Here is a 25149-nt window from a genome sequence, read left to right as displayed (position 1 = left end):
CCGGAATCATACGGTAATAGCTAGCGTAATGGGGATTGGCTTGTGTTTATTGGTGTAGTTAGCCTGTTTCCTGAGATGTTCCGCGCAATTACCGATTACGGGGTAACTGGCCGGGCAGTAAAAAATGGCCTGCTGAGCATTCAGAGCTGGAGTCCTCGTGACTTCACTTATGACCGACACCGTACCGTGGACGACCGTCCTTACGGCGGCGGACCGGGAATGCTCATGATGGTGAATCCTTTGCGGGAAGCCATCCACGCAGCGAAAGCGGCGGCAGGGGAAGGTGCTAAGGTTATCTATCTTTCACCTCAGGGGCGCAAGCTTGATCAAGCGGGCGTCAGTGAACTGGCAACAAACGAGAAGCTAATTCTGGTTTGCGGCCGTTACGAAGGGATCGATGAGCGCGTTATCCAAACCGAAATTGACGAAGAATGGTCAATCGGCGATTACGTTCTCAGCGGCGGTGAGCTACCAGCGATGACGCTGATTGACTCGGTATCCCGGTTTATTCCGGGCGTGCTGGGGCATGAAGCATCGGCAACCGAAGATTCGTTTGCCGAAGGGTTGCTGGACTGCCCTCACTACACCCGTCCTGAAGTGTTGGACGGCATGGAAGTACCGGCGGTATTGCTGTCGGGGAACCATGCGGAGATTCGCCGTTGGCGCCTGAAACAGTCGCTGGGCCGTACCTGGCTTAGAAGACCTGAACTTCTGGAAAACCTGGCTCTGACTGAAGAGCAAGTAAGGTTGCTGGCTGAGTTCCAGCGGGAACATAAACAGCAGCAACATAAACATGATGGGAAGGCGTAAGCCCCCGAATATCAGTTTACCCAGGATAAGAGATTAAATTATGAGCAACATTATTAAGCAACTTGAACAAGAACAGATGAAACAGGATGTACCTTCCTTCCGTCCGGGCGACTCCGTGGAAGTGAAAGTATGGGTCGTTGAAGGTTCTAAAAAACGTCTTCAGGCATTTGAGGGCGTGGTTATCGCTATCCGTAACCGCGGTCTGCACTCTGCATTCACTGTTCGTAAAATTTCCAACGGCGAAGGTGTTGAGCGTGTATTCCAGACTCACTCCCCGGTAATCGACAGCATTACCGTTAAACGTCGTGGTGCCGTTCGTAAAGCTAAACTGTACTACCTGCGTGAGCGTACCGGTAAGTCTGCTCGTATCAAAGAGCGTCTTAACTAAGATTCGCTTAGGCGACATCCATATAAAAGGGCTGCCATCTGGCAGCCCTTTTTTTATGCGCTAAATTCGCTGCTGGATTATGGCGTGGTGATAACGACCGCGACGCGGCGATTTTCGGCCCGGCCTTCGCCGGTGCTGTTGCTGGCAACCGGATATTTCTTGCCCAGACCCTGGGTGGTTAGATTGCTGCGCGGGATTTTAGCCCCTTCAGCCCAGGCGTCCGCCACGATATTAGCGCGCTTCAGGGAGAGCTGCTCGTTATAGCCATCTTCCCCGTAGTTATCGGTGTGGCCGTCCAGTCGGGCGTGCTTCAGGCCGGTGGCGGAGAGCTTTTCGGCCATGGACTGGATGTTCTGGTAGCTTTCAGGCTGCAATTTGTACTGATTTTTACCGAACAGGATCTTGTCCGACAGGCCCAGCGACCAGACGTCGTTTGACTCGGAGAAACCGTAAGAGCGCATGGCGGCCTTCTGCTCCGGAGAGAACGTGGACTGCGGTGACTGGCAGCCTGTAAGCAGCAGGGAAAAGAGTATTGCCGGTGCCAATAAGCGAGAAGCGTTCATAATCAATCCTTGTGAAGCTGTTTATTAAGCAGCTGTCGCTGCTTGTGTTTTTGTATATACATATTGCGGTCGGCGGTTTCCATCAGGTTTTCCGCCGAATGGATGTTTTTTGCCAGCGCCACGCCTACGCTCAGCGTCATGGTTATCCAGTGATCCCCCGGCAGAAGAATGGGCTGCTCAACGACTTCTTTTAGCTGGTTGAGTACCGTTGAGGCCTGAGCGTCGCTGTTCACGGCGTGGAGCAGCATGGCAAATTCATCTCCGCCCAGCCGGAATGCCAGATGCCGGGTACTGGCAAACGTCAGCAGGCGTTTAGCCACTTCGATAAGCACCGCATCGCCCGCGGCGTGACCCCACGTATCGTTGATGAACTTGAAGTTGTCGCCGTCCATAAATAGCAGGGCGGTGTTGTGCAGCGAGTCCGCATCTTCAATCAGCTTGTCCAAAGCGTTGCGAAATGCCGCGCGGTTTGCCAGCCCGGTAAGCGGGTCCTGAAGGGCGGTTTTTTGCAACGACGCGTTTTTCAGCTGAAGCTGGCGCTGCCACTCTTCCATTTCATCCAGCAGGCTGTTGAAGTCCTGGGCAAAAAGATGAAACTCTTCGATTCGTTCCGGCGGGACGCGGCGGGAAAAATTGCGGTTGCTGCGAACGTCGTGGACTACGTCGGTAATATTTTGCAGCGCAACGTCAATATCACGGTGCAGGTGGCGCGAGATACCAAGCGCAATAGCCGAAGCCAGCAAGGTACAGGCCGTTAAAACGGCTAAAGAGAGCCAGACAAACAGCGTAACGGTGGCATCCGCCCCAATCAGGCGCATTTCTCCGATGATTTTCCCGTTATGAAGGATCGGCTGCTTTATCGGATGAGGGTAGAGCCAGCGGGTGACCAGGCCACCAACCATATCGCGCTGGGTAGATTTTTCCATCTGCCAGTGGGTGAGTTCTTTACCTTCGGCATCTACTACTTTTGCCGCGGTAAACTGCCCCTGTTTGCCTAATACGGTGAGGGTTTCATTGGCGGCCGCGCCGTCCCGGAAAACAACGGCAGCTTCCAGGCTATGGCTAACGGTAACGGCCAGTAGCTCAAGATTCTTTTGGGCATATTGCCTGAGCGTCAGCATTGAGGCGACGGAAAGCAGCAGCCAGACGATTAACATGGCGATGACCACGCTAATTACGCTGATTCTGCGCAACGTGCCTTTAAACGTTGGACGTGACGACGTGGTCAAATCCTTATTCATGAATTCTATTCCCTGGCCGAGCCAGCAGTAATACATCGGGGCTTACCCTGACGCCGCTACGGGCTAATGCGTCAAGGTTCACCGAGAAAGAGACTGCGTCATTATGAATATTCAGGCAGAAAGCACTGCCAATTATGCATTGCGGATTCTGCTCAGCAATTAACAATAAAGGATGAGTTTGATAACGCTCTATTAATTGCAGCTGCTGTTGCGGTGATTCATTACCAAAATAAAGACCGTCGCACTGCGAATTTAATGCCTCATCGGCGGATTTAACGATCTGCGGCTGAAAAGATATATCGCTATTTTTATCACCGAGCGCGGCGGCATAGGCGGCTGTTGAGAAGATGCACAGCTTTGGCAGGCCCTGAAGCTGGGGCCAGCGCGTATAGCTCACAATACCGGCAACAATGGTGCGTACCTGGCCGGAAAGCGCAGGGTCTGCCTGTGATACCGCCGGCGTTCGGGTGGTAAATACCAGGCAGGCGAAAAAAAACGCGGATAAGGTTAACCTGCGTGAAATAAACATGGCATTCAAGCCCCACCAGCCGAAAAACGTTGAGGCTCGTGAAACCAGCCATCATTATTTATGATTGTGCCATCGAGCATATCACTCCCGCTTTACCTCGTCATTAATTCCCGTCTGTGATGATATTCTTGATAATTAAAAATAATAACGAGAATAACCCTGAAATGAGGGCGCAAATCGTCTTCTATTGACCCCGGGTAATGCCAACATCATGGGCGAATATTATCAGCATAGAAGCAGAATGAATTTTTACTCGCCGTTTCAGGGATTACTGCATTTTTGCCCAAAAAAAACGCATTTTTATGGCTTGTGTAATTTAATGTTTACGTAATTTGCTTTGAAAGCGCGATTAATTCGCTTGTGTAACGATAAATTTACGGATGATGGATTGCATTCTTTACTTGTGGCGGGTAAAGTAAGCGCTCCTCCATGAGGAAACGACTATCGCAAACGAGCTTATTACAGGACAGCCATCATGCAAAAAGACGCGCTTAACAACGTTCATATCTCTGACGAACAGATACTCATCACTCCGGATCAACTGAAAGCGGAATTCCCACTCACTGCGGCTCAGGAAGCGCAAATCGAGCAGTCCCGTCAGACGATTTCTAATATCATCGCCGGTCGCGATCCGCGCCTGCTGGTGGTTTGTGGACCTTGCTCGATCCACGATCCGGAAGCTGCGATTGAATACGCTCGTCGTTTTAAAGCTCTGTCTGAACAAGTTAGCGATAGTCTGTACCTCGTTATGCGCGTCTATTTTGAAAAGCCTCGTACCACCGTCGGTTGGAAAGGGCTTATCAACGACCCGCATATGGATGGCTCGTTTGATGTGGAAGCTGGTCTGAAGATTGCGCGTCGCCTGCTGGTTGAACTGGTCAGCCTCGGGCTGCCGCTGGCAACCGAAGCGCTGGATCCGAACAGCCCACAATACCTTGGCGACCTGTTTAGCTGGTCTGCGATCGGCGCACGTACTACCGAGTCCCAGACTCACCGCGAAATGGCCTCCGGCCTTTCTATGCCGGTTGGTTTTAAAAATGGCACCGACGGAAGCCTCGGCACCGCAATCAACGCTATGCGAGCTGCCGCCATGCCGCACCGTTTTGTGGGAATTAACCAGGCCGGTCAGGTTTGCCTGCTGCAAACTCAGGGCAATCCGGACGGGCACGTTATTCTGCGCGGCGGCAAGGCGCCAAACTACAGCCCGGCAGATGTCGCCCAGTGCGAAGCCGAAATGGAAAAAGCAGGTTTGCGCCCGGCGCTGATGATCGATTGCAGCCACGGCAACTCAAATAAAGACTTCCGTCGCCAGCCTGGCGTGGCCGAATCCGCCATCGCCCAAATTAAAGACGGTAACCGCTCTATTATTGGCCTGATGATTGAAAGTAATATTCACGAAGGGAATCAATCTTCAGAGCAGCCGCGCAGCGAAATGAAATACGGCGTGTCCGTGACCGATGCCTGCATCGACTGGGAAACCACGGACAGTCTGCTGCGCGAGATCCATCAGGATCTGAGCGCTGCGCTGGCGGCTCGTCAGGCTTAAGAGGTTTACTATGGTTGCTGAATTGACCGCGCTGCGCGATCAAATCGATGAAGTGGATAAGGCCCTGCTGGATTTGCTGGCAAAGCGGCTGGAGCTGGTAGCGGAAGTGGGTGAAGTGAAAAGCCGCTACGGCTTGCCGATTTACGTGCCGGAGCGCGAAACGTCGATGCTGGCTTCACGCCGTAAAGAGGCCGAGGCGCTTGGTGTCCCGCCCGATTTGATTGAGGATGTTTTGCGCCGGGTAATGCGCGAGTCTTACTCCAGCGAGAATGATAAAGGCTTTAAAACGCTGCGCCCGGAGCTGCGCCCTGTGGTTATCGTGGGCGGTGGCGGCCAGATGGGGCGTCTGTTTGAAAAAATGCTGACGCTTTCCGGCTACCAGGTGCGCATTCTAGAAAAACAGGACTGGGATAACGCGCCCGAGCTGCTGGCCGACGCGGGCATGGTTATTGTCAGCGTGCCGATTCACATTACCGAGCAGGTCATTGCCAAACTGCCTCCGCTCCCGGCGGACTGCATTCTGGTTGATTTGGCTTCGGTAAAGAATGGCCCGCTGCAGGCGATGCTTGCCGTCCACTCTGGCCCGGTGCTGGGCTTACACCCGATGTTCGGGCCGGACAGCGGCAGCCTGGCGAAACAGGTCGTGGTTTACTGCGACGGTCGCCAGCCGGAAGCTTACCAGTGGCTGCTGGAGCAAATTCAGGTGTGGGGCGCTCGTTTGCACCGCTCCAGCGCCGTTGAGCATGACCAGAATATGGCGTTTATCCAGGCGCTGCGCCACTTCGCTACTTTCGCCTATGGCCTGCATCTGGCGGAAGAAAATGTGCAGTTGGAGCAGCTGCTGGCGCTGTCGTCGCCCATCTACCGGCTGGAGCTGGCGATGGTTGGCCGGCTGTTCGCCCAGGATCCTCAGCTTTATGCGGACATTATTATGTCTTCAGAAAGCAACCTGGCGCTGATTAAGCGCTACTACAAACGCTTTGGCGAGGCGATTGATTTACTGGAGCACGGCGATAAGCAGGCGTTCATCGACAGCTTCCGCAAGGTCGAGCACTGGTTTGGGGATTACGCGCAGCGTTTCCAGAATGAGAGCCGCGTCCTGTTACGCCAGGCAAATGACAACCGCCAGTAATGGCCAAAAGGTTTTATAATCAAAAGCCAGTGGGAGCCCCCGCTGGCTTTTTTGTTTGCCAAAAGGATACCTGAAATGGCTGAGCCGCAGCTGCTGTTCGACTATACCGGTCACTTGCCCGAATGCCCTACGTGGAGCGCAGAAGAAGGTAGCCTCTACTGGACGGATATTCTTGAGAATGAGATCCACCGTTACCATCTTGCCAGCGGCAAGCATGATGTTATTCAGTTTTCCGAAGAAGTGGGCTGCTTTGCGTTGCGGGAGCCCGGCGGCTTCATTGTTGCGATGCGCAGCGGAATTTGGCTAACCAATAAAACCGGGCTGATTATCGGCAAAGTTTGCGATAACCCGAGCAACCCAGCTCTGGCAAGGTTTAACGACGGCGGCACCGATCGCTTTGGTCGTTTTTACGCGGGCACTTTCTGGGGGCCGGGGGATTACAACGGTGCGCTGCTATGCCGTGTGGATAACGACCTGACTCCGCACGTTATTCAGCATGACATCCGCGGCGCCAACGGCCTGGCTTTTAGCGCCGACGGCAAATGGATGTATACCTCTGATACGCCAAATGCCGTGATTTACCGCACCCCACTGGATGAGCAAGGCGAGCCGGGGCGGCGTGAAGTGTTTAAACGCTTTGCTAAAGGCGAGGGCATGCCGGATGGCGCGGCAATAGACAATGACGGCTGCTACTGGACGGCGTTATTTGACGGCTATCGAATAGCGCGTATTTCCCCGCAGGGTGACATTGTTGAAGAGCACCGCCTGCCGGTGCGCTGCCCGACGATGATCTGTTTTGGGGGGGACGACATGAAAACCCTGTTTATCACCACCACGCGGGAAAACATGGACGATGAGGAAGTCGCAAGGTTACCGCTTTCCGGCGCGATTTTCTCATTGCGGGTTGCCGTAGCGGGGATGGAGAAGCTGAAGTTTCGTGAACGCTGAGAGGCCAGCCCGTGCCGGGCTGGCCTGTATCTCATCAGGCAGGATTAACGGGAACGACGTTCTCGCTCGGGTAACTGCCGAGCACTTTGAGCGAGCGGGTAATTTCGCCCAGCTCGCGCAGGGCTTTGCCCATCTCTTCATCCTTCAGGTTGGCCTGAATATCAAGATAGAACATCTCTTCCCACGGGTTACCGTAAATCGGGCGTGATTCCAGTTTGGTCATAATCAGATTGTGATTGCGCAGCACCAGAAGAGCCTCAACCAGTGCGCCAGCCTGCTGGCCGGTAGCCATCAGCAGAGTCGTTTTGGCCGGTACCTGGTCCGAAACTTCAACCGCCTTACGGGCCAGAACTACAAAGCGGGTAATGTTCTGCGTCTGGTTGGCCAGATTACGTTCCAGTACCTGAAGGTCGTATAGCGCCCCTCCCGCTTCGCTTCCCAGGGCTGCGACATGAGGAGAGTTAGCCTGAGCGACCTTTTCCATCGCCGCAGAGGTGCTTTCTGTGTATTCAATTTTCCAGTGCGGGTAGCGGTTGATGAACTGGCTGCACTGCTGGAACGGTTGAGGATGGCTGTAAACCGTCTGAATACTGTCGAGATCCGTGGAGCCGGAAACCAGCACGCAATGGTCGATAGGCACCGTCATCTCCGCCACGATGGAAAGACTGGTGTGCTGTAGCAGATCGTAAACGTCGTTAATGGCACCGGAGCTGGTGTTTTCGATAGGCACTACCGCGTAATCGGCCTGGCCGGTTTCCACCTGGTTGAAGATATCGTGGAATTTAGCGCATCCGCTTTCTATAAATTGCTCGAAATGGCGGGCGGCATACTGGCGGGCGGCAAGATGGGAATAAGATCCTTTAGGGCCAAGGAAAGCTATGCGCGCCGAGTGCGGATTGGTTTTATTCAGATGCTGTTGCAGCAGGCTTTGTTGAGTAAGAACCGAGTCTTCAATAATCAGCTGGAACAGGCGGGTAATGTAATGGGCATCGAGATGGTGGTCTTTGCCGAGGGCAATCAGGCGCTCCAGTAAATCTCTTTCACGATCGATATCGCGTACCGGGCGATGCGAAGCCAGCTTAGCTTTACCCACCTCAACCGCCAACAGGCGGCGTTCTGCCAGCAGGGCCAACAGCTTTTCATCCAGCGCGCTGATTTTATCGCGCAGGGCCAGCAACGGGTTAATTTCGGTCATAACGCTACCTTTTCGATGTCCATAAAAAAAGCCTCCCGTTTGGGAGGCTTGTTTGTTCGTCTTCGCATTCTTTATCACACGACGAATTGCCTCCCAATCAGGGGAAGGTAAAAAAGAATGCGAAGAAAAACGGGGTGAGTTTCATGTCTGATTCCTGAGAAGTCTGAGAGCTAAAGTACCCGCTCTGTTTTCGTTCTGTCAATAAAAAACGCGCCCGGAGGTGCTTTTTTTATACTTGCTGCATAAAGCACTCTTAAATATATCAATAAGTTAAGAGTGCCGTTTAGACCCAAATACGCCCTAAAATGACCTAGTCAGTGGACGTTATATGGACACTCCCTTTCATGGGGTTAAACCTGATCGCATCAGCCAGATAGTCCGGAGCAAAGTGAGCGTAAGTCATGGTTTGCTCAATTGTTGTATGCCCCAGTATTCTCTGAAGGGTAATAATATTCCCGCCATTGATCATGAAATGAGTTGCGAAGGTGTGCCGCAAAACATGCAGTGCCTGACCTTTCGGTAAATCGGGCTTTATCTTACGAAGTACCTCACGAACGCGCCGGTAGTCAGTTTTAAAAAGCTTTCCTGATTTCCGGGTAAGGACATAATCAGCAACCTCCTGCGAAACCGGAACGGTACGCGCTGGGCCTGTTTTGGTCTTCACAAAAGTTACCTTATTGCTGATAACATGTTCAGCCTTGAGATTGCTAGCTTCCCCCCACCTTGCACCTGTATTCAGGCTGAGGACTACAACTCTGCGGTCATCATCAGTCAAAGCATTCAGCAATTCCCGAGCTTCGTCCTCTGACAGGAACGACATTTCTGTGTTTTCTAGTTTCAGCTTACGCACGCTATGGAAGGGATTTTCATGGTGGAATTCTTCCATGTCGATCAGCAGGCTAAACATACTGGACATAGCACTGAAATCTCTGTTTACCGTTCCTGCTGATACACCGCTTTGCAACCTGTTAGCGCGATATTTCATCAAAAAGTTACGGGTCAGCATGTAGATTCTGGGTTCGCCCATTTCGCGGTGGATCTTCTCCAGACGCTTTCGGTAAGAATCACCATAGTTGTGATTTTTCCCGTGATAACTCCACCATAAAGTAATCAATTCAGATACGAGCCTTTGATCTGCCGGTTTGTCCTGCCATTCTTTATCATGAAAGTTTGTTAGTACGTACCGCTCAAATGTCTGTGCTTCTGCCTTTCTGTCAAATTTGCGCCGGATTCTTCTTCCTGAAGTCCCACGCGGTCTTACATCCACTTCAAAACGACCATCATCAAGCTTCTTAATCGACATAGCGAAGCCCTCCGATGTTAAAATCATTGTGTAATTTTTGTGATAAAGAATAGAAAAACCAGATAATTAGCCAGTTTTCTGGTCTGAGGGGCGCGATTTTATTTTGTCTTGCCCATCAGGGGAGAGAGGCGGAGAAACTTGACCCGCTGCAGGGGCTGTTTTTCCTGTCATTAACCAGAGTGTGTATTTTTCAAAACATGGCTGTTTCAGAACAGCGTCAATAATTAACAATCCTGCCTCTCTTTGACCACTTTCATAATTTTTTACAGTGCTTAGCGCTACACCAATCATCTCAGCGAAGGCGGGTTGTGTTAGCCCTTCAGCTTTCCTTATTTGCCTCAATTTCTGTGCATGAATTCTTGACATGGTATTCATCTGTAGACTATCTTTGCGTTAAGTCTTCTTGTGAAGACCTAAATAAACCCTAAAGCCCCCTAAAGCGCCCTAGGAACCCTAAACCAACGGAGGATACCACAGATGAAAGAGCTAGCCGAAAACGCGCTTTCAGACCTTGTGACGCCAGAACTTTTTGCTGCATATGTGGGTAAAACTCCGGCAGCAATTCGAAAAATGGCGACAGCTGGTAAATTGCCGGTGATCCGAATGAAAGACCCTTTGAATCCGTCGAAAAAAGGTGGCGAGATTTATATTCATAGAGGCGAATGGGATGCATATGCGGCCCACCTGGCGCAGAACGCGCCACCTGAGTGGCATGACTGGAAAAACCGACTATTCACGACTGAAAAAATGAAACAGCAGAATGCGAAATAATAAAAATTGCTCGTGTTCTTACGAATGAGTAATTCTAAAAGCGTTCGTGATATTAAATAATTTATTCTTTGGGTTAATTATGAAAGCAAAATACGCCACGATAATTCGTAGTTTGTTGCAGAATTATCATCAACAAATTGAAAGCATCAATACTGACCAGTCAGCTATTCATAGCGATGCTTTGCAGTTGATGGAGTTGAATATCAAACTGGCAAAATGCCTAGAGGGTATTTCGTCATCTGCGCATTTTAATAATGACATAACAGACTATGAAGAATTGCACACCATCACATTAATGGTGTTCAGTGGTCAGGTTCCTGAAGAAAGCAGCGTTCCTGGCCTTATATCTCTGGCTGCTAATAGTGTTGCGCGTAAGCGTAATACTTCCTCCAATTCTCGCCACGTTTCCTGATAAGGATATCCACATGCAACATTTAATGATTGATGTAGAACTGATGGACGAAAAGCACACCGCAGCTATTACTGGTTTAAGCGCAGTTTTCTTTGACCCTACTACTGGAGAAGTTGGCAAACAATTCTACAGACGTATCAGCCTCGATGACTGCATGAGTAATGGCGGTACGGTAAGTGCCCACGCTATACAGTGGTGGTTACGTCAGCCTTCAGAGGTTCGCAGTCAGATACTGGATGATGATAGTCAGGGTGTTGAACTGGCTATCCGTGACCTGTACGAGTTTGTTTTTGATAATACAGACCCTAACTATATTAAGACCTGGTTTGGTTGCCCCTCCCGGCATAGCGCAGTTATTCGTCACTATCTGGATAAATTCGCCGGTCAATGTTTTCTTATAGGTAATGAGCAAAGTGTAATTACGATGGTGACGATAGCAGAAGAACTTGGGCTGAATATGAAGAGCATTATTAAATATGACTTCCTGCGTAATTCACTGGCCCATGCTCTTCATAATATCAAACTTGTTTCCTATGTATGGATGTTCCTTGGCATAAAAAACAGTGTGAGATAACTATGTTAATTGTGACTTCTCATGCAAATGAAAATGTCATTAACAGGTCATTTTCAATGCTTAGTGAATACTACGATGGCAAAAAAGTTTATCAGGTGATTAAACCAAAACATTACTTATCTATTCATGTTTCTTTACGCTGGCGTTTACTCAGTAAAGATAAAGGTCATCGCTGGGTATTAATGACGCATGAAAGATATAACAAACAGATAAAATTCTGATTTTTGCCTTTTCGTTGAACTATTTTCATCTGGATTAAATATGAACGTATCCATACAACAGGAAGTTGTTCGCCGTCTCATTAATGATTTTGAATTTAAAGAGAAAGATAAATATTTACAGCAGGGTGTTTGCCCTGCTTGCCATAAACGCGAACTATTTACCAGTGCGGAAAAGCCCTGGCTCCTTAAATGTGGCCGTGAAAATAAATGTGGTACAGAGGTCGCAGTCAAAGAACTGTATTCCGATATTTTTGAGGACTGGTCGAAGCGGTATGTAACGACAGTCGAATCACCAGCTGCAGCGGCAGAAGCTTATTTACGTGAAGCGCGTGGCCTTGATACTGAAGTCCTCAAAGGTTGTTTTACACAGGGCGCATTTGTACGTCACGGGCTGGGCAGTGCCACGGTTAAATTTAAGCTGGCCAATGGCGCTACGTGGGAGCGCATCATTGACCAGCCAGACCGTTTCAAACAGAAAGCGCATTTCTCAGGAAATTACGGTGGCCACTGGTGGGTACCTCCGTTCATCAACCTGCAAGAACAGAAAGAAATCTGGATAACTGAGGGCATATTCAATGCGCTTAGTTTGTGCCAGGCAGGTCTACCCGCAGTGGCTACGCTAAGTAGCAATAACTATCCTCTGGCCTCGCTTGATGCCCTGGCTAAAGAACTGGGTGAAAAGCCCCGACCACGTCTGGTATGGGCATTTGATGGTGATAATGCGGGTATTAAGCATACTCTCGCATTTGCTAAACGTAGTAGTGATGCGGGCTGGAAAATCAGAGCGGCGCAGCCGCTCAAAACAGCAGTTGAACTTGACTGGAATGACCTGTTAATCCGCGACAGATTCAGCAAATCGGACATCAAAAACTATCGCTATTATGGCGATCTTCTGCTGGCCAAAAGCCCGACAGAAAAAGCGTTGCTGATGCAGCAACACAATGAATGGCACTCCTTCTATTTTGAACATGCCTCACGCATGTACTGGTTCGAGCTGGATCTCGATCGCTACATGCGAGCTTTTGACCGTATTTCCAATACTGGCCAGGAAGTATTGCAGGAATGGGAAGTCAAAGAACGTGCGGTTAAAGAATCGGGCGGCGTGACTGAAATCGCCAACTGCTGGCTGACACCACTGTATTACCAGCGCTCAGAGCCGACAGATGAATCCTGGTATTACGTGAAGGTAAATATGCCCAATCACCCCGCGATTAAGGACACTTTCACCGCAAACCAGTTGACCAGCTCAGCAGAATTTAAAAAGCGTCTTTTGCATATCGCCAAAGGCGCTGTTTATACCGGCAGCACCAAACAGCTGGATAAGTTCATTCAGTTACGTTTGCCCGAAGTCAAAGAGGTAAAAACACAGAACTTTATCGGCTACAACAAAGATTATTCAGCCTGGTTGTTTAACCGTGTGGCCGTAAGTGGTGGCAAATTGTATGAAATGAACGATGAGGATTATTTTGAAATCAACAGTGCCAGCGTTAAAAGTCTGAGCCTTACACCATCACTGGATCTAAACCCAAAACTGAATGAGTTCACGACGGGTTGGGTAGATGATATCTGGACAGCATTTGGTGAAAAAGGGTATGTGGCGCTGGCGTTCTGGCTGGGTTCGCTATTTGCTGAACAGATACGCGAGCGTGATAAATCTTTCCCGTTTCTGGAAATTGTCGGAGAACCCGGTACGGGTAAATCTACCCTGATTGAATTTCTCTGGAAGCTCGCTGGCCGTGAAGAATATGAAGGTTTTGACCCGTCAAAATCCACGCCTGCAGCGCGTGGCCGTAACTTTGCCCAGGTAGGGAATTTGCCTGTAGTGCTGATAGAAGGTGATCGCACCACGGATAATGCTAAACAGCGGGCTTTTGACTGGGATGAGCTGAAATCCCTGTATAACGGTCGCGCATCTCGCGCCGTGGGTATCAAATCTAACAATAACGAGACATACGAGCCGCCATTCCGGGGCGCTATCGTGATTGCACAGAATGCGGATACAGACGGCAGTAAGGCATTTCTGGAACGTATCATTCATATCTATACCGATAAACGTGGCCAGTCTGTTCATACCCGCCACGCCGCTGAACGCCTTGAGCAAATACCGGTTAGCCAGGTTTCGGGTTTTACTCTGCGGTCCATTATGCGGGAACAGGAAGTACTGGAAGCTTATGGTCGCGGTTATGAACGCGCCCGTAATGAACTGGAAACACACCCTGATATTCGTCATATCCGTGTAGCGAAAAACCATGCTCAGTTAGCTGGATTGCTCGAAGCGCTGGCTCTTGTTGTGCCTCTTTCTGTTGACCGTATTCATAAAACACGTGATGCCATCACCGCACTGGCCATCGAGCGCTGCCATGCACTCAAAAAGGATCATCCACTTGTTCAAGAGTTCTGGGAGCTGTTTGATTATCTGGATGAACTTGCGCCGTTCGGTATAAATCATTCAACAGATGACAGTGAAATAGCCGTTAACTTTAATCACATGGAGGAAGTCGCCGCAGCTCACCGGCAGCGTATGAATTTCACCTTAACGGAAATCAAAAAACTCCTGAAAAGCAGTAGTGAGCGCCGCTTCATAGGCCAAACGACGAAACGTAGTGCGGTTAGCGAACGGGCGAACAAGGGCAAAGGGGAAATGCAGCGAATGCCGGAAACATTCCGCTGCTGGGTGTTCAGTCGGGATAAATAGGAAGGGGCGGTAAGTTATATCTATGCTGCGGCTGAGTGACTCAGCCGGCTGATTAGCTCGGCCTTTTGTTTCTGGCCGAGCGAACCAATCAAACCCACCAGTAAATCATCCAGTGATTTTCTGCTCGGGCTTAACGTATGTTTAAACGACACCTGCAAAACATATGTATGGCCACAATTCACATCGCCACAGGCGCAGTAGAGTTCGGAAAGCTGAGGGTGGATTGGATTTGTTGTTTTAATAATCGCTCTTGATCCACACTCAGGACATTTAATGCGCATACCTCTGCTCCTTGCGTTTGCCGGTATCCGGCAATACTTCTTATGATTAATTTTCACGCTATTATGCCTCGTTCGGCTTCGATTGTGCAAAATTAATGCGCAAGTTTGCGGGTATTTCCTTATCCGTGTTCACAGCATCGCTAATGAGTTTTTGCACCGGGATCACTTCATCACGCTGGTATGCGTCGCGGGTTTTCGTGATGTCGGGGAATGAGCTGTTATTGTTCGGCATCATACCGGCGAGGCCCGGCGGGAAGCGGTGAGCGTTCAAAATATCCTGCATGCTGATATTTTTGATGTTAACAAACTCATCTTTGGCCCCCATATCGCTGACCGGGAGCAGCTGCACTCCTTTTTCCTTTCCGTTCGGGATGTTGATCAGCATTGATTTAAAGTTACCGACACCTTTACCTGCGGCAATTTGTTCCTTCATCTCATCTTCCATTTCATCTGTCATGTTCGGGTCAGTGGTGTAAAGGATGTACCCAAGATGAGCGCCGTTCTTGTAATAGCGACGACGGAAAATAGTGGCCTCATTATTGAGCATGGCAGAGTGAATGCCGCCGAGATAATCCGGTTTACCGTAGACCTGCTGGCGTGTGTCATACAGCTTCACAAAGATAATGTCTGCGCTGGCATATTCCAGATGGCCACTTTTCTGAAGTACATAAAACTTTCCATTTTTACCGCGGCGGGTATAGAGCGAGGGCAGGGGCAGCAGGCCAATGACTTTACCGAATGCGTTACGCAATTTGAGCAACCCCACATCCCCAAAAGTCAGCAGGTTTAACACTGTGGCCTGAATATCATCCTGAAGCATACCGCCACCACTGATTAAATCGGCGGTGATCATGTTGGTTCTGGCTCGCAATATACCGCCATGCTGGCCGTTAATATCGGGCAGCTCTGCAAGTGCCAGTCGGTTGACCGGCGGCGTGTAGTACATGCTGGAACTGTCAAAATAGACCGGCTCGTACTCGAGCGGATTCAGGATAGCCCGCTCCGGATTGCCAAAAGAGATCATCGACATTTTTTGCTGCACCGGCGCGGTGTTTTCGGCGGTAATAGGCTGCTTTTTATTCTTTCTGCTCATCACAAAATCCATCTTGATTTTCGTTTATGTTCGGTATTCAGCGGCTCATTAATCATTGCATGAGATATGGCCCAGAAATCGTCTGCGTGACCAGTTTCAACTGATCGTGTGGCGACAAAGGTCATGGCATTGCCGCTGCTGGTTGTGGTGCGCTTGATGGCCATAAAGCTGGCGGCAATGTCCTTATCTTCCCTGTCCCACTCGATACGGTTGCCGACAACGGTATCAATCATTTTCAGTACCAGGCGGTTCTTGCTTTCCACGCTGTAATGAATGGGAACTGTTTCACGTGGGGCGAATGCACTGACAATGTCGAACACGCCGGCACCAATGCCTGTCACATCAATACCGATATAAGTCAGGTTGTATTGCTCTTTGATTTTTTTGATTTGTTCTGCCTGGTACTTGAAAGACAGACCGGTCCAGGCCCATTTCTTCAGCAAGCGGAATTTTTCAACTGCGTGAATAGGTGGTGCAACAATCACAAAAATGGCCCTGTCCGTCGTGCGACTGGGGTCATAGCCTCCCCAGACCTCCCGGTTGCCAAATGGCCTTGCCTCATCCTGTTTAAAGTCCTGCCATAACGCTGGCTCAGTGCCGCACTTCATTAACTGGTCGAAGGCAAAAACGGCGTCTTTATCATCGACAAACACGCACATAAACAGCATGTCGAACGCTGGGCCACTGTAGCGGTCGCGCAGGTCATCCACGTTCGCCAGGTTAAATCCTGCTTTTACGGCATCTTCAATAGTGACGATGAAACGCCAGTGTTTATCCGGACACAGACGACCGCCATCACGCAGCTCTGCTTCTTTCGGGAATACAGCGTCCTTTCGTTCGGCCCGACCGCGACGCCATTCATCGCCAGTCCAGAACGGGTAGGCTTCATGAGCTTTTGAGCTGGGTGTGGAAAAGTAGGTCAACCGCCATTTGTCGTGCGTGGCCATCGCACTGGCCACGTCATTGAGTTTGCGGAATTTCGGTATCCAGAAATACTCGTCTATATAGACATTGGCGCTGTTGGACTGGGCCGTGTTGCTGTTGGTACCGAGAAAACTCAGCTCTGCACCGTTGCTTAGTCGGATGGGGTTTCCTGTCAGTTCGACGCCCAGAAATTGCTGGGCAATGTTGACTATGTAAGAGCGGAACACCTCAGCCTGGCGCTTTGACGCTGACAAAAACACCTGCGGTTTGCCGTTTAATACGGCATCTTCCAGTGCTTCACCGGCAAAATACCAGGTTGCACCTAACTGTCGAGCTTTAAGGATGTTACGGATTTTCTGATGCAGGTTCTCACGCAATGTCAGCTGGTAGCCAAACAGCACAGAAACCCATTCTGCAAAAGATTCTGCCGTCAGATGGCTGATGTCATTTTTCTTTTTGCGGCCTTTGCGCTCTTGCTTGTTACCTTCATCAGTGAGGGTGACACCGGTATTTGTGGTCACGTTGCCGTTCTGCAGCTGCTGCAGCTTTTCTTCTCGTTTTGCCCGCTGTGCCATGATTTTGACGTGATGGCCAACTAGCTGATCCAGTTCTCGCAGATCGGTATCTGTCTTTTTATCCCGGTCTGTCAGTAACTGAATGCGGCGTGACAGAGCTGCTTCTACTCCTTCTTCACTGAGCATGTCCCGCCAGCTGAATTTTTCAGCCCAGTAGTAAACGATGCGTACTGAAGGGAGTTTTAATTCCTCTTTGATTTCCTGCGGTGTCCATCGTTTCAGGTACAGCTGCCGCGCCACTGCCCTGATTTCGTCCGAATATTTTTGTGCCATCGTCCTGATGATTGCCCGTGTTGTCCCTTTGAGTACCTATTGTGACCAGATGGCAACGTGTTGCATTTCGCCTGATTCTGATGCGTTCCGATAACAGCCTGCAGCGGAACGCAACAAAATTGATGCGCGTGAATTTCACGGCCAGTTCCGTTTTACTTGTGGTCAGGAAAGCAATGGGACAGGGACGTTATGCCACGTTTACGCACAGACTGGATTTGTGTCGCTACTGCCGGAAATACGGCTGACGGGCGGGAAATCAAGGAAGAATGGCTGCTGGAGGCAGCAGAAACATATAACCCTCAGACTTACACCGCGCTTATCTGGCCTCGCCACGACACGCTTGAGGCTCGGGCATATAGCTATAACTACGGTGAAGTTAGTGCGCTGAAAACAGATCGTGTAGATGGCGTTCTCAAGCTGTTTGCCCAGCTCATGCCAAACGACTGGCTGATTGCGACCAACGAATCCGGGCAGAAGCTTTTCACTTCTATTGAAGTTGCGGAGAACTTTGCAGGCACCGGGAAGTTTTATCTGTTTGCGCTGGCGGTTACTGACATTCCGGCATCACTGGGCACGGATCGTCTGATGTTCAGCATGGGTAATCATCAGTCTGCACTTTCACAGGGAGGTGCAGAAACGTTCTCTCTCGGTAAGTTAAAGAACGCCAATGAAGAAGACCGCACCCGCGAAAAAACATTCATTGAGCGTTTTTTCAGCCGCTTCAAAGAAACCCAAACCCATAACACGGAAGAAGACGAAATGACCAAGGAACAGTTTGATGCGCTGATGGGGCGCATGGAAAAACAAGATACGGCTATCGCCGGCATTCAGGAACAGGTGAAAGCGTTCAGTGCCGGTGACAAGCCAGTTACAGAGCCAGCAAAGCCGGAAGTTAAACCGGAAGAAAAACCGGTGGTAACGGGTATTACGGTTGAGCAGTTCACGCAGCTGGAAGGTAAGCTGGATTCAATTACCCAGAAGTTTGATGCGATGGCTGGCACCAGTACCACTAAACAGCCGGATGAGAATCCGGGTGAAGAAAACAAAGTCTGGCTTTAAGGAACAGGGATGAAACCGAATACCGAAAAACGAGTTCAGCAGGTACGCGAGATTCTTGCGAAGCAATACCATGCTGATTCGAACCTGATTTTGCTGGGTAAGTCATTTGCCATTACCGGGCCGCAGGAAGAAAAACTATTAGGTGCTGTGCAGCAAAGCACTGAATTCCAGCAACTGATTAACATGCCGCTTGTGACCGATATTGCGGGTGAAAAAGTGTTTGCCGGGACTCAGCAGACGATTACTGGCCGAAAAAAAGATGGTCGTTATCGTCGTAATATTGACCCGACCGGTGGCAAGTACACCTGTGTTGAAACAGACAGTGGCGTGATTATCCCCTGGCATCTGGCTGACACCTGGGCACGTATGGGCGACCAGTTTATGTCCCTGTATGCTCAGTTTGTTCAGCGTCAGATTGCACTCGACCAGATGATGATTGGCTGGAACGGGGTATCCGTTGCTGATAGTTCTGATCCGACGGTGCAAAAACTGCTTCAGGATGTGAACAAAGGCTGGATGCAATGGATGCGCGACAACCTGACGAAGAACATCCTAACCGGCGGCAAAACAGCAAACAAAATCAATCTCGCGACCGACAAAGACGCGGATTACACCAACCTCGATCATCTGGCTTATGACCTGCGTCAAGGGCTTGATCCGGTTCATCGCCAGCGCACCGATTTGGTGTTGATGGTTGGTGCCGACATCATCGCTAAAGAAGCGGATGCAGCAGGGAAAATGCATGGTCGCACACCGACTGAGCGTGCTGCCATGAAACAAATGGATTTGATGGGGTCATTCGGCGGTCTGCCAGCCACCATTCCACCAAACTTCCCGGCGCGTGGTTGTGTCATCACGACTTATGACAACCTTTCTATTTATACCCAGGAGGGTTCTATGCGTCGTGCGTTTAAAGACGACGATGAACATAAAGGGCTGGTTGACTCCTACTACCGCAACGAAGCGTATGTGGTGGAAGACGAAACCTTGTTCGTCGGCATCGAACCGGCAAACGTTGTGTTGCCTGGTGATGTCGGTGCACCAACAGCATAAGGATTAGTCATGAGTTTCATGCGTGACCATCAGCGCCGAGTTGAAGCGGCGCAGGAGCTGAAAGCGGGAAATGTGGAGGCCGTTGTGGCCTCCCCAAACAGCCTGCATGTGCAGATTGCTGCGCTGAATATCGATGTGGAACGTCTGCGCAGCCTGCCACAACGGGCTGACCGTATCGCCATGAAGCGTGACGAGCTGCTGCCAAAGTGGATGCCATGGGCCGAGCAATATCTGGAATCGGGTGATGTGTTTAATAACCCGGTGTTCAGTTACTGCGTTATCTGGTTGTTTGATACCGGCGAGCTGGGACAGGCACTGAGCTGGGCCGCAATTGCCATCGAACAAGGGCAGGAAACGCCGGAGAACATTCGCAGCGACTTTGCGCATTTTGTGGCTGACAACATGCTGGAATGGGCTGAAACCGAAGCCGATAACGGTCGTTCTGTTGAGCCATATTTCAGCGCAGTTTCTGAAAGTGTTCTTGAGCACTGGAAAGTTAACGAATTTGTACGGGCTAAATATCTGCGCTTTGCCGGACTGCAGCTGCTGCGTGATGAAGATGGTATGCCATCCGTCACCGCAATTTCTGATGTTGAAAAACTGAAAGATGCTGATGCACTGCTGGCTAAGGCGACGGAAGTTAACCCGCGCATTCAGGTTACAACACTCCGCAATAAAATTGCCCAGCGATTACGCAAGCTGGCGCAAACGGAGTAACGAGCACCGAAGCGCCGACGGCTCGCAGGGGAGGCAACAGACATTTGTCTTTATTGCCGTGGAGCCTGGTCTGAGCCGTCATTTCAGGGATGAATTATGTTCAGTGGTAACCCGATTGATTATCAGGATGTGCCGGTCACAAACGATGGTTTCTGGCCAGACCTGAACGTAAAGGATTTTCAGGAAAGCCGCAGTATTCCTGCTGATATCAAGGAATCAACGGTATCTGATGCACTGGTCAGCGCAATGGCTCAGGCCAATAAAAGCCTGGTTATCCAGCGCCAGCGGCATATCGACGATGGATTTAACCGCGCAGCTGATGTGCCTGGTCCGTCGTATCAGGGCACCAATCACGTTGTTGCGCAGTACCGAAAGGCGGTATTTGCCAGGGCAAAAGCTGACCTGATGGGCGAGTGGAAAAGCGTTGTGCGCGTGAAAGATGATGCGCAGGCATCGAACGAAGACACGCAGGATTCATTACTGGCTGAAGCCAATTTTGCGCTGCGTAGCCTGAAATGTTTGGCCCGGGTGGGAGTGTCCATTATATGAGCCTGCTTGATTCGCTGACCGTGTTTGTACGGAGCAATATGCCGGAACGTGCCATGGAAGGATTTGACAGCCTCATGGATGAGGTGCGTTTCGTGCCGGCTGCGCGTGATTTGGGTGCGGGACAGTATCGACTGGCCATCATGCATTACACAGTGACGCTGGAATGGGCGCGGTTTCCGTATCGTGTCTGTGACCCGCAGCTGGTCATGGCGTTATTGCTGGCCTGGTATATGAGCGAAGCCGCACCGGCAATGGGCAGTATTAATACTGATTACGAACTGCCGGAAATTGATGTGGAAAAGCTCGATGAGGAAACCGCCATCGTACTGGTGACCGGTTCACTTGCGGAGCCACTGGATTTGACGGAAGACCCACAGGGGCAAATTCCTCTCGATGGCCGGCGCTGGCGGCTGGCTAAATCGTCAGTCTGGGTTGCAGAGCATGCGACGTTATTTTTTGGAAGCGGTGACGGTACATGGCCGGTGCAATCAGAGGTGAGTTAAACCCCTCTCAGCTGAAGGTGCTGAAGGATGCGCTGAAATCGCTGGAGCTGACACCGGCAAAACGCCGCCGGCTGCTGTGGCGCCTGGCGAAGTATGGGCTGGTTGCGGCAGCAAAACGCAACGTGCGAAACCAGCAAACACCGGATGGCGTAGCGTGGCAAAAGCGCAAAACAAAGCGCAAAGGCAAGATGCTGCGCAATATGCCAAAACTCATCCGGGTGCGTGAGATGCCGGAAATTGATGCAGTCAGGTTGTATCTGAACGGTGGCAGCTACCGCAACGGCCAGCGCGAAGTGCCAGCCGGCACGGTGGGTTACGCGCAACAAAATGGCATGACCGCCACCATTAATGCCCGTCAGTCTGCATCTTCATCAGGGCAGACCGGCCCGGCAACATTGCGGCAGGCAAAGCGGCTGCGTAAAGCCGGGTTTAAGGTGCGCAGCGGTAAACGGTGGAAAACACCAGGATTTAAAGAGATTCAGGAGAAGGTCAGCGCTGCTCAGGCGGGGTTGCTGATACGAAAGCTGGAGGGGACGCCAGCGAAAAAGACATGGACTGTCACCCTGCCTGCCCGTGAGTTTCTGGGGATTGGCGAGGATGATTTTATGAAAGCACTGGTGCGACAGCTGCAGGCAATAGGCTTTGGCTGGGACGTAAATGCACAGGATACGTAAGGGGAAGGGATGACCTGGCCAACTGTAGACGTCAATCAGCTTAATCAGCTGCAGGGCGAAACGAACGAAATTGAGCGCGTCATGTTGTTTGTCGGTTCGCTCAAAGCCACCGGCGGTGCTGCTACTGCTGCCGTGCTGAGTGGCGGGGTGCTGGCAACTGGCGATAAAACCATTACCAAATTCACTGCTGTTACTGATGGCGCATTCAAGCTGACCATTAACGGCACGGTAAAAAACGTCAGTGCTGTTGATTTATCAGCAGTGACAACGCTTGCTGAAGTGGCCACGGCTGTATCGGCAAAACTCAGCGCGCTGGCAACAGTGACATGGAGTGACTCAGACAGTCGTTTTGTGGTGACCACGCTGAATACGGGTGCGGCCGCAACGCTGACGGTTGCGACAGCTGGCGCTTCCGGGACTGACCTGAGCACCTTATTAAAACTGACTACGGCTGCTGGTGCCTCAGTCACGCCTGGTCATGCGGGGGCGTCTGTGCCAAATGCTGGCAAAGTGTTGCCGGTTAATAGCCAGACCGATTTTGACAAACTGCTGGGTGATGCCGACAGCGCACTAAAAAATGACCTGCAGGCTGCGATGCGTAATGCTGGCCAGAACTGGTTTGCGTATGTCTGGGTACTGGATGACTCTGATCCATCGGTATCATTCGCGGATGCGGTGAGGGCTGCACAGGCTGTCTGCTCGGTCGAAGGTGTCGTGGTCTGCGATGATATTGCAGCTAAAGATGCTATCGCCCTGGCGGGGACGCTGATTGCGGATGTGCTGGCCATCTACCAGCGATGGATTCATGTCTATCTGTCAGTGCAGGGGGTTCAGAAGACCGAATCCTGGGCGGATTATCTTGCCCGTGTCACAGCATATCAGCAAGGTATTGCTGATGGGGGCGTCACTCTCATCCCGCGACTGTTTGGCGCAGAGCCTGGCGTTTATGTCGGTCGTTTGTGTAATCGCGCAGTGACCATCGCAGACAGTCCTGCACGGGTGAAAACCGGGCCTGTCGTTGGCCTGAACAGTACCGGTAATAAACCCGTTGATAAAGACGGTAACGAGATGCGGCTGGATACGCTGCAGGCGCTCAGTAAGGCGCGATTCAGTGTACCGATGTGGTATCCGGATTATGACGGTTATTACTGGTCTGATGGCATCACGCTGGATGCCGAGGGTGGTGATTATCAGGCCATTGAAAACAAACGTGTCGTTGACAAGGTTTGTCGTCGCGTACGCCTGCTGGCCATTGCGAAAATTGCCGACCGTTCGCTGAACTCGACGCCGACCAGCATTGCATCACATCAGCAGTATTTCGCCGGCCCAATGCGTGAAATGTCCCGCACGATGCGGATTCAGGGTGTCACATTCCCTGGTGAAGTTGTGCCGCCACAAGATGGCGATGTCCAGATCCTGTGGCGCAGCAAAACGCAGGTGGAAATTTACATCATCGTGCGCACCTACGAATGCCCGAAAGGTATTAAAGCGTCAGTGATGCTCGATTTGAGTTTACAGGGAGGTAATGCCTGATGAGTCAGCGCATTTCTGGTCAGTCCGTTGACTGTAGTTTTGACGGTGAACTGATCCATTTCGATAAAATTTCACTCGATTTAACAGACAACACAGCCGCCGCACAGACGCGCGGTGTGCCTGATGGCTATGTGTCGGGTGATGTGGCCGCAGATGGCGAGGTGGAGTTTTCTTCTCGCGTACTGAAAGACCAGCTGACACCTATTGCTGCTCGTGCAGGTTCATGGCGTGGCATCCCGACGTTTGACGTGATGTGGTATGCAAAAGCCGGTGACGAAGAACTGAAAGTGGAGGCGTTTGGCTGCAAATTGCTGATCACTTCCATTCTGGATGTCGATCCAAAGGGCGGCTCCACCATGTCACATAAAGCAAAATTCATCGTGACCGACCCGGAGTTTGTGAAAATCAACGGCGTTCCAGTGTTATCTGCCGACGATGTACGCAATCTGATTGGGTGAGCCATGCAGGAACATGAAAAAACGCTTTATACCCTGATGGCCATTGGCTTTCTGGCCTCGCTGGGAAAGATGCTTGATGGCAGTGATCCGATTACCCCGCGCCTGTTTTTTTCAAGGGTGATTATCGGCAGTCTGACATCTGTGGCTGCAGGTGCCGTTTTACTGCAGGTTCCTGGCGCAAGCCCGCTACTCATTATCGGTCTGGGCGCTGCCCTGGGGATTGGTGGGCATCAGGCTGTGGAAATCTGGTTTCGTCGTAAAAATAAGGATAGCGAATGAGCAATGGATTTGTATTTGGCAAGCGTAGCGAAGACAACCTGCGCGGTGTAAACCCATCGCTGGTTGCGGTGGTACGTCGTGCGCTGCAGCTTACGACGGTAGATTTTACCATTATCGAAGGACTGCGCACGGCAGAACGCCAGCGCCAGTTGTATGCAGAGCGCAAAACCAAAGTCACCCACAGCAAACATCAGGACGGGCTGGCGGTGGATTTATTCCCGGTCGGCGGCACCTGGAAAGCTTCTGAATTTATCCCGGTGCACCATGCCATGCAGCAGGCAGCAGACGAGCTGGGCATTCGTATTCGCTGGGGTGGTGATTTCAACGGTGACGGCCATGAAGTGGGCAATGACAACTGGGATTGTCCGCATTTCGAGCTGCGTTAATGAGCCGCGCAACACTCTGGGCGCTCATCATTGGTCTGGCCGCCGGCTGGTTTTGCCGGGGATGGGAGCGGGATTCTGTGCAGCTGGCCATCAATACCACAGCACAAAAAACAGGTGAGCAACTGCGTGATGAACTGGTTGTGATTGCAGCGGATTCAGCACGCCAGCTGGAAACAAAAATTGAAGGGCTGAAGAATGCGCAGCCAAATGAAATACGCCGTGAAATTTATAAGCCGGTTTTCACTAACGTTTGCGTCTCTGATGATTTTGTCCGGATGTACAACGATGCAGCCAGTGCTGCAGAACGTGCACTATCAGGAAAATCTGCTGACAAAGTGTCCGGAAAAACTGCCTCGCCTGCTGGGGAAAGCCGGCACTGATTTATCTGCTGCTTTATTGCTTTATCAGGATATTTACCCTGTGTGTGCAGCCAGGCATAACACTCTTATTAATGAAATTTATTT

At 50.9% G+C, this 25149-nt stretch carries 31 protein-coding genes and 1 other annotated feature; of the genes, 21 read left to right on the top strand and 10 right to left on the bottom strand.

The genetic code is table 11. The annotated features are described in order from the left end of the window. Positions 1-42: 42 nt before the first annotated feature. Both trmD and rplS read left to right on the top strand, forming a co-directional pair. Entirely contained in the window at positions 43-810 is a 768-nt protein-coding gene (trmD, locus tag HMPREF0201_RS16420) for a tRNA (guanosine(37)-N1)-methyltransferase TrmD (protein ID WP_039898690.1), read from the top strand. 40 nt (positions 811-850) lie between these two features. Then, entirely contained in the window at positions 851-1198 is a 348-nt protein-coding gene (gene rplS, locus HMPREF0201_RS16415) for a 50S ribosomal protein L19 (protein WP_008458168.1), read from the top strand. Positions 1199-1275: 77 nt separating this feature from the next. Here the strand turns inward: rplS and HMPREF0201_RS16410 are convergent, their stop codons facing one another. The 3 genes from HMPREF0201_RS16410 to yfiR are packed head-to-tail and all read right to left on the bottom strand — an operon-like array spanning position 1276 to position 3531. Further along, on the bottom strand, positions 1276-1761 hold the full coding sequence (locus HMPREF0201_RS16410; RefSeq protein WP_016537883.1) for an OmpA family protein: 486 nt from the start codon (positions 1759-1761) through the stop codon (positions 1276-1278). 2 nt (positions 1762-1763) lie between these two features. After that, positions 1764-3002 (bottom strand): diguanylate cyclase DgcN/YfiN, encoded by a 1239-nt coding sequence (gene dgcN / locus HMPREF0201_RS16405; RefSeq protein ID WP_016537882.1) that lies wholly within the window; start codon positions 3000-3002, stop codon positions 1764-1766. Then, complete coding sequence (gene yfiR / locus HMPREF0201_RS16400; RefSeq protein WP_016537881.1) at positions 2995-3531, bottom strand: regulatory sequestration protein YfiR; 537 nt, start codon at positions 3529-3531, stop codon at positions 2995-2997. The genes dgcN and yfiR overlap by 8 nt, the downstream gene beginning before the upstream one ends. A gap of 475 nt (positions 3532-4006) precedes the next feature. Between yfiR and aroF the strand changes: the two genes are divergently transcribed. The 3 genes from aroF to HMPREF0201_RS16385 all read left to right on the top strand — a co-directional run bounded on the left by aroF (position 4007) and on the right by HMPREF0201_RS16385 (position 7157). Beyond that, positions 4007-5077 carry a 3-deoxy-7-phosphoheptulonate synthase AroF gene (gene aroF, locus HMPREF0201_RS16395; protein ID WP_016537879.1) on the top strand — a complete coding sequence of 357 codons (1071 nt, stop codon included), beginning with the start codon at positions 4007-4009 and terminating at the stop codon, positions 5075-5077. Between the two features lie 10 nt (positions 5078-5087). After that, the gene (tyrA, locus tag HMPREF0201_RS16390; protein WP_016537878.1) at positions 5088-6209 is read left to right on the top strand and encodes a bifunctional chorismate mutase/prephenate dehydrogenase; all 1122 of its coding nucleotides are present in this window, start codon (positions 5088-5090) and stop codon (positions 6207-6209) included. Between the two features lie 75 nt (positions 6210-6284). After that, positions 6285-7157, top strand: coding sequence for an SMP-30/gluconolactonase/LRE family protein (locus HMPREF0201_RS16385; protein ID WP_016537877.1), 873 nt, complete (start codon positions 6285-6287; stop codon positions 7155-7157). 34 nt (positions 7158-7191) lie between these two features. Here the strand turns inward: HMPREF0201_RS16385 and pheA are convergent, their stop codons facing one another. The 4 genes from pheA to HMPREF0201_RS16370 form a co-directional block, all read right to left on the bottom strand. Beyond that, entirely contained in the window at positions 7192-8352 is a 1161-nt protein-coding gene (gene pheA / locus HMPREF0201_RS16380; RefSeq protein ID WP_039898688.1) for a bifunctional chorismate mutase/prephenate dehydratase, read from the bottom strand. A gap of 21 nt (positions 8353-8373) precedes the next feature. Then, positions 8374-8498: a sequence feature (Phe leader region), on the bottom strand. Further along, positions 8450-8497: a pheA operon leader peptide PheL gene (gene pheL / locus HMPREF0201_RS23110; RefSeq protein WP_100249759.1), complete on the bottom strand. Its 48-nt coding sequence runs from the start codon at positions 8495-8497 to the stop codon at positions 8450-8452. It overlaps the preceding feature by 48 nt. A gap of 164 nt (positions 8499-8662) precedes the next feature. Next, positions 8663-9655, bottom strand: a complete 993-nt coding sequence (locus tag HMPREF0201_RS16375; protein WP_039898686.1) for a phage integrase — start codon at positions 9653-9655, stop codon at positions 8663-8665. Positions 9656-9721: 66 nt separating this feature from the next. Beyond that, the gene (locus HMPREF0201_RS16370) at positions 9722-10021 is read right to left on the bottom strand and encodes a helix-turn-helix domain-containing protein (protein WP_039899403.1); all 300 of its coding nucleotides are present in this window, start codon (positions 10019-10021) and stop codon (positions 9722-9724) included. A gap of 111 nt (positions 10022-10132) precedes the next feature. On the opposite strand from HMPREF0201_RS16370, the gene HMPREF0201_RS16365 reads away from it, so the two are divergent. From HMPREF0201_RS16365 to HMPREF0201_RS16350, 5 genes are all read left to right on the top strand, one after another. Then, complete coding sequence (locus HMPREF0201_RS16365; RefSeq protein ID WP_016537872.1) at positions 10133-10426, top strand: Cox family DNA-binding protein; 294 nt, start codon at positions 10133-10135, stop codon at positions 10424-10426. A 79-nt stretch (positions 10427-10505) separates the two neighbouring features. After that, a complete protein-coding gene (locus HMPREF0201_RS22670) occupies positions 10506-10838 on the top strand; it encodes a hypothetical protein (RefSeq protein ID WP_071704110.1) in 333 nt (110 codons plus the stop codon). A 13-nt stretch (positions 10839-10851) separates the two neighbouring features. Then, entirely contained in the window at positions 10852-11412 is a 561-nt protein-coding gene (locus HMPREF0201_RS16360) for a 3'-5' exonuclease (RefSeq protein WP_039899402.1), read from the top strand. Then, positions 11376-11633, top strand: coding sequence for a ParE family toxin-like protein (locus HMPREF0201_RS23550; protein ID WP_425304639.1), 258 nt, complete (start codon positions 11376-11378; stop codon positions 11631-11633). Before HMPREF0201_RS16360 ends, HMPREF0201_RS23550 begins: the two co-directional genes overlap by 37 nt. Positions 11634-11673: 40 nt before the next feature. Continuing rightward, positions 11674-14328, top strand: a complete 2655-nt coding sequence (locus tag HMPREF0201_RS16350; protein ID WP_016537868.1) for a toprim domain-containing protein — start codon at positions 11674-11676, stop codon at positions 14326-14328. Positions 14329-14348: 20 nt separating this feature from the next. Here HMPREF0201_RS16350 and HMPREF0201_RS22665 read toward each other — a convergent pair whose 3' ends face one another. The 3 genes from HMPREF0201_RS22665 to HMPREF0201_RS16340 all read right to left on the bottom strand — a co-directional run bounded on the left by HMPREF0201_RS22665 (position 14349) and on the right by HMPREF0201_RS16340 (position 17474). Continuing rightward, complete coding sequence (locus HMPREF0201_RS22665) at positions 14349-14609, bottom strand: Ogr/Delta-like zinc finger protein (RefSeq protein WP_001549531.1); 261 nt, start codon at positions 14607-14609, stop codon at positions 14349-14351. Positions 14610-14670: 61 nt separating this feature from the next. Then, the gene (locus tag HMPREF0201_RS16345) at positions 14671-15714 is read right to left on the bottom strand and encodes a phage portal protein (protein WP_016537867.1); all 1044 of its coding nucleotides are present in this window, start codon (positions 15712-15714) and stop codon (positions 14671-14673) included. Next, the gene (locus HMPREF0201_RS16340) at positions 15702-17474 is read right to left on the bottom strand and encodes a terminase large subunit domain-containing protein (protein WP_016537866.1); all 1773 of its coding nucleotides are present in this window, start codon (positions 17472-17474) and stop codon (positions 15702-15704) included. The genes HMPREF0201_RS16345 and HMPREF0201_RS16340 overlap by 13 nt, the downstream gene beginning before the upstream one ends. A 189-nt stretch (positions 17475-17663) precedes the next feature. Here HMPREF0201_RS16340 and HMPREF0201_RS16335 point away from each other — a divergent pair, with 189 nt between their 5' ends. From HMPREF0201_RS16335 to HMPREF0201_RS16285, 11 genes are all read left to right on the top strand, one after another. Then, positions 17664-18533, top strand: coding sequence for a GPO family capsid scaffolding protein (locus tag HMPREF0201_RS16335; RefSeq protein WP_016537865.1), 870 nt, complete (start codon positions 17664-17666; stop codon positions 18531-18533). A gap of 9 nt (positions 18534-18542) precedes the next feature. After that, entirely contained in the window at positions 18543-19586 is a 1044-nt protein-coding gene (locus HMPREF0201_RS16330; protein WP_016537864.1) for a phage major capsid protein, P2 family, read from the top strand. A gap of 9 nt (positions 19587-19595) precedes the next feature. Next, a complete protein-coding gene (gene gpM, locus HMPREF0201_RS16325) occupies positions 19596-20303 on the top strand; it encodes a phage terminase small subunit (protein WP_016537863.1) in 708 nt (235 codons plus the stop codon). A 96-nt stretch (positions 20304-20399) separates the two neighbouring features. After that, positions 20400-20852 (top strand): head completion/stabilization protein, encoded by a 453-nt coding sequence (locus HMPREF0201_RS16320; protein ID WP_016537862.1) that lies wholly within the window; start codon positions 20400-20402, stop codon positions 20850-20852. Next, the gene (locus tag HMPREF0201_RS16315) at positions 20849-21355 is read left to right on the top strand and encodes a phage tail protein (RefSeq protein ID WP_016537861.1); all 507 of its coding nucleotides are present in this window, start codon (positions 20849-20851) and stop codon (positions 21353-21355) included. Before HMPREF0201_RS16320 ends, HMPREF0201_RS16315 begins: the two co-directional genes overlap by 4 nt. Beyond that, positions 21328-22029 (top strand): phage virion morphogenesis family protein, encoded by a 702-nt coding sequence (locus tag HMPREF0201_RS16310; protein ID WP_016537860.1) that lies wholly within the window; start codon positions 21328-21330, stop codon positions 22027-22029. The genes HMPREF0201_RS16315 and HMPREF0201_RS16310 overlap by 28 nt, the downstream gene beginning before the upstream one ends. 9 nt (positions 22030-22038) lie before the next feature. Next, entirely contained in the window at positions 22039-23562 is a 1524-nt protein-coding gene (locus tag HMPREF0201_RS16305) for a DUF2586 family protein (RefSeq protein ID WP_016537859.1), read from the top strand. Beyond that, on the top strand, positions 23562-24020 hold the full coding sequence (locus HMPREF0201_RS16300) for a phage protein (RefSeq protein ID WP_001549518.1): 459 nt from the start codon (positions 23562-23564) through the stop codon (positions 24018-24020). The genes HMPREF0201_RS16305 and HMPREF0201_RS16300 overlap by 1 nt, the downstream gene beginning before the upstream one ends. 3 nt (positions 24021-24023) lie before the next feature. Further along, positions 24024-24299: a phage holin family protein gene (locus HMPREF0201_RS16295; protein WP_016537858.1), complete on the top strand. Its 276-nt coding sequence runs from the start codon at positions 24024-24026 to the stop codon at positions 24297-24299. Next, positions 24296-24685, top strand: coding sequence for a M15 family metallopeptidase (locus tag HMPREF0201_RS16290; protein WP_016537857.1), 390 nt, complete (start codon positions 24296-24298; stop codon positions 24683-24685). The genes HMPREF0201_RS16295 and HMPREF0201_RS16290 overlap by 4 nt, the downstream gene beginning before the upstream one ends. After that, positions 24685-25065, top strand: coding sequence for a hypothetical protein (locus HMPREF0201_RS16285; RefSeq protein ID WP_016537856.1), 381 nt, complete (start codon positions 24685-24687; stop codon positions 25063-25065). The genes HMPREF0201_RS16290 and HMPREF0201_RS16285 overlap by 1 nt, the downstream gene beginning before the upstream one ends. Positions 25066-25149 lie beyond the last annotated feature (84 nt).

The sequence above is a fragment of the Cedecea davisae DSM 4568 genome (genome assembly GCF_000412335.2).
GTDB classification, from domain to species: domain Bacteria; phylum Pseudomonadota; class Gammaproteobacteria; order Enterobacterales; family Enterobacteriaceae; genus Cedecea; species Cedecea davisae.
This window is presented reverse-complemented; position numbering and strand designations above follow the sequence as displayed.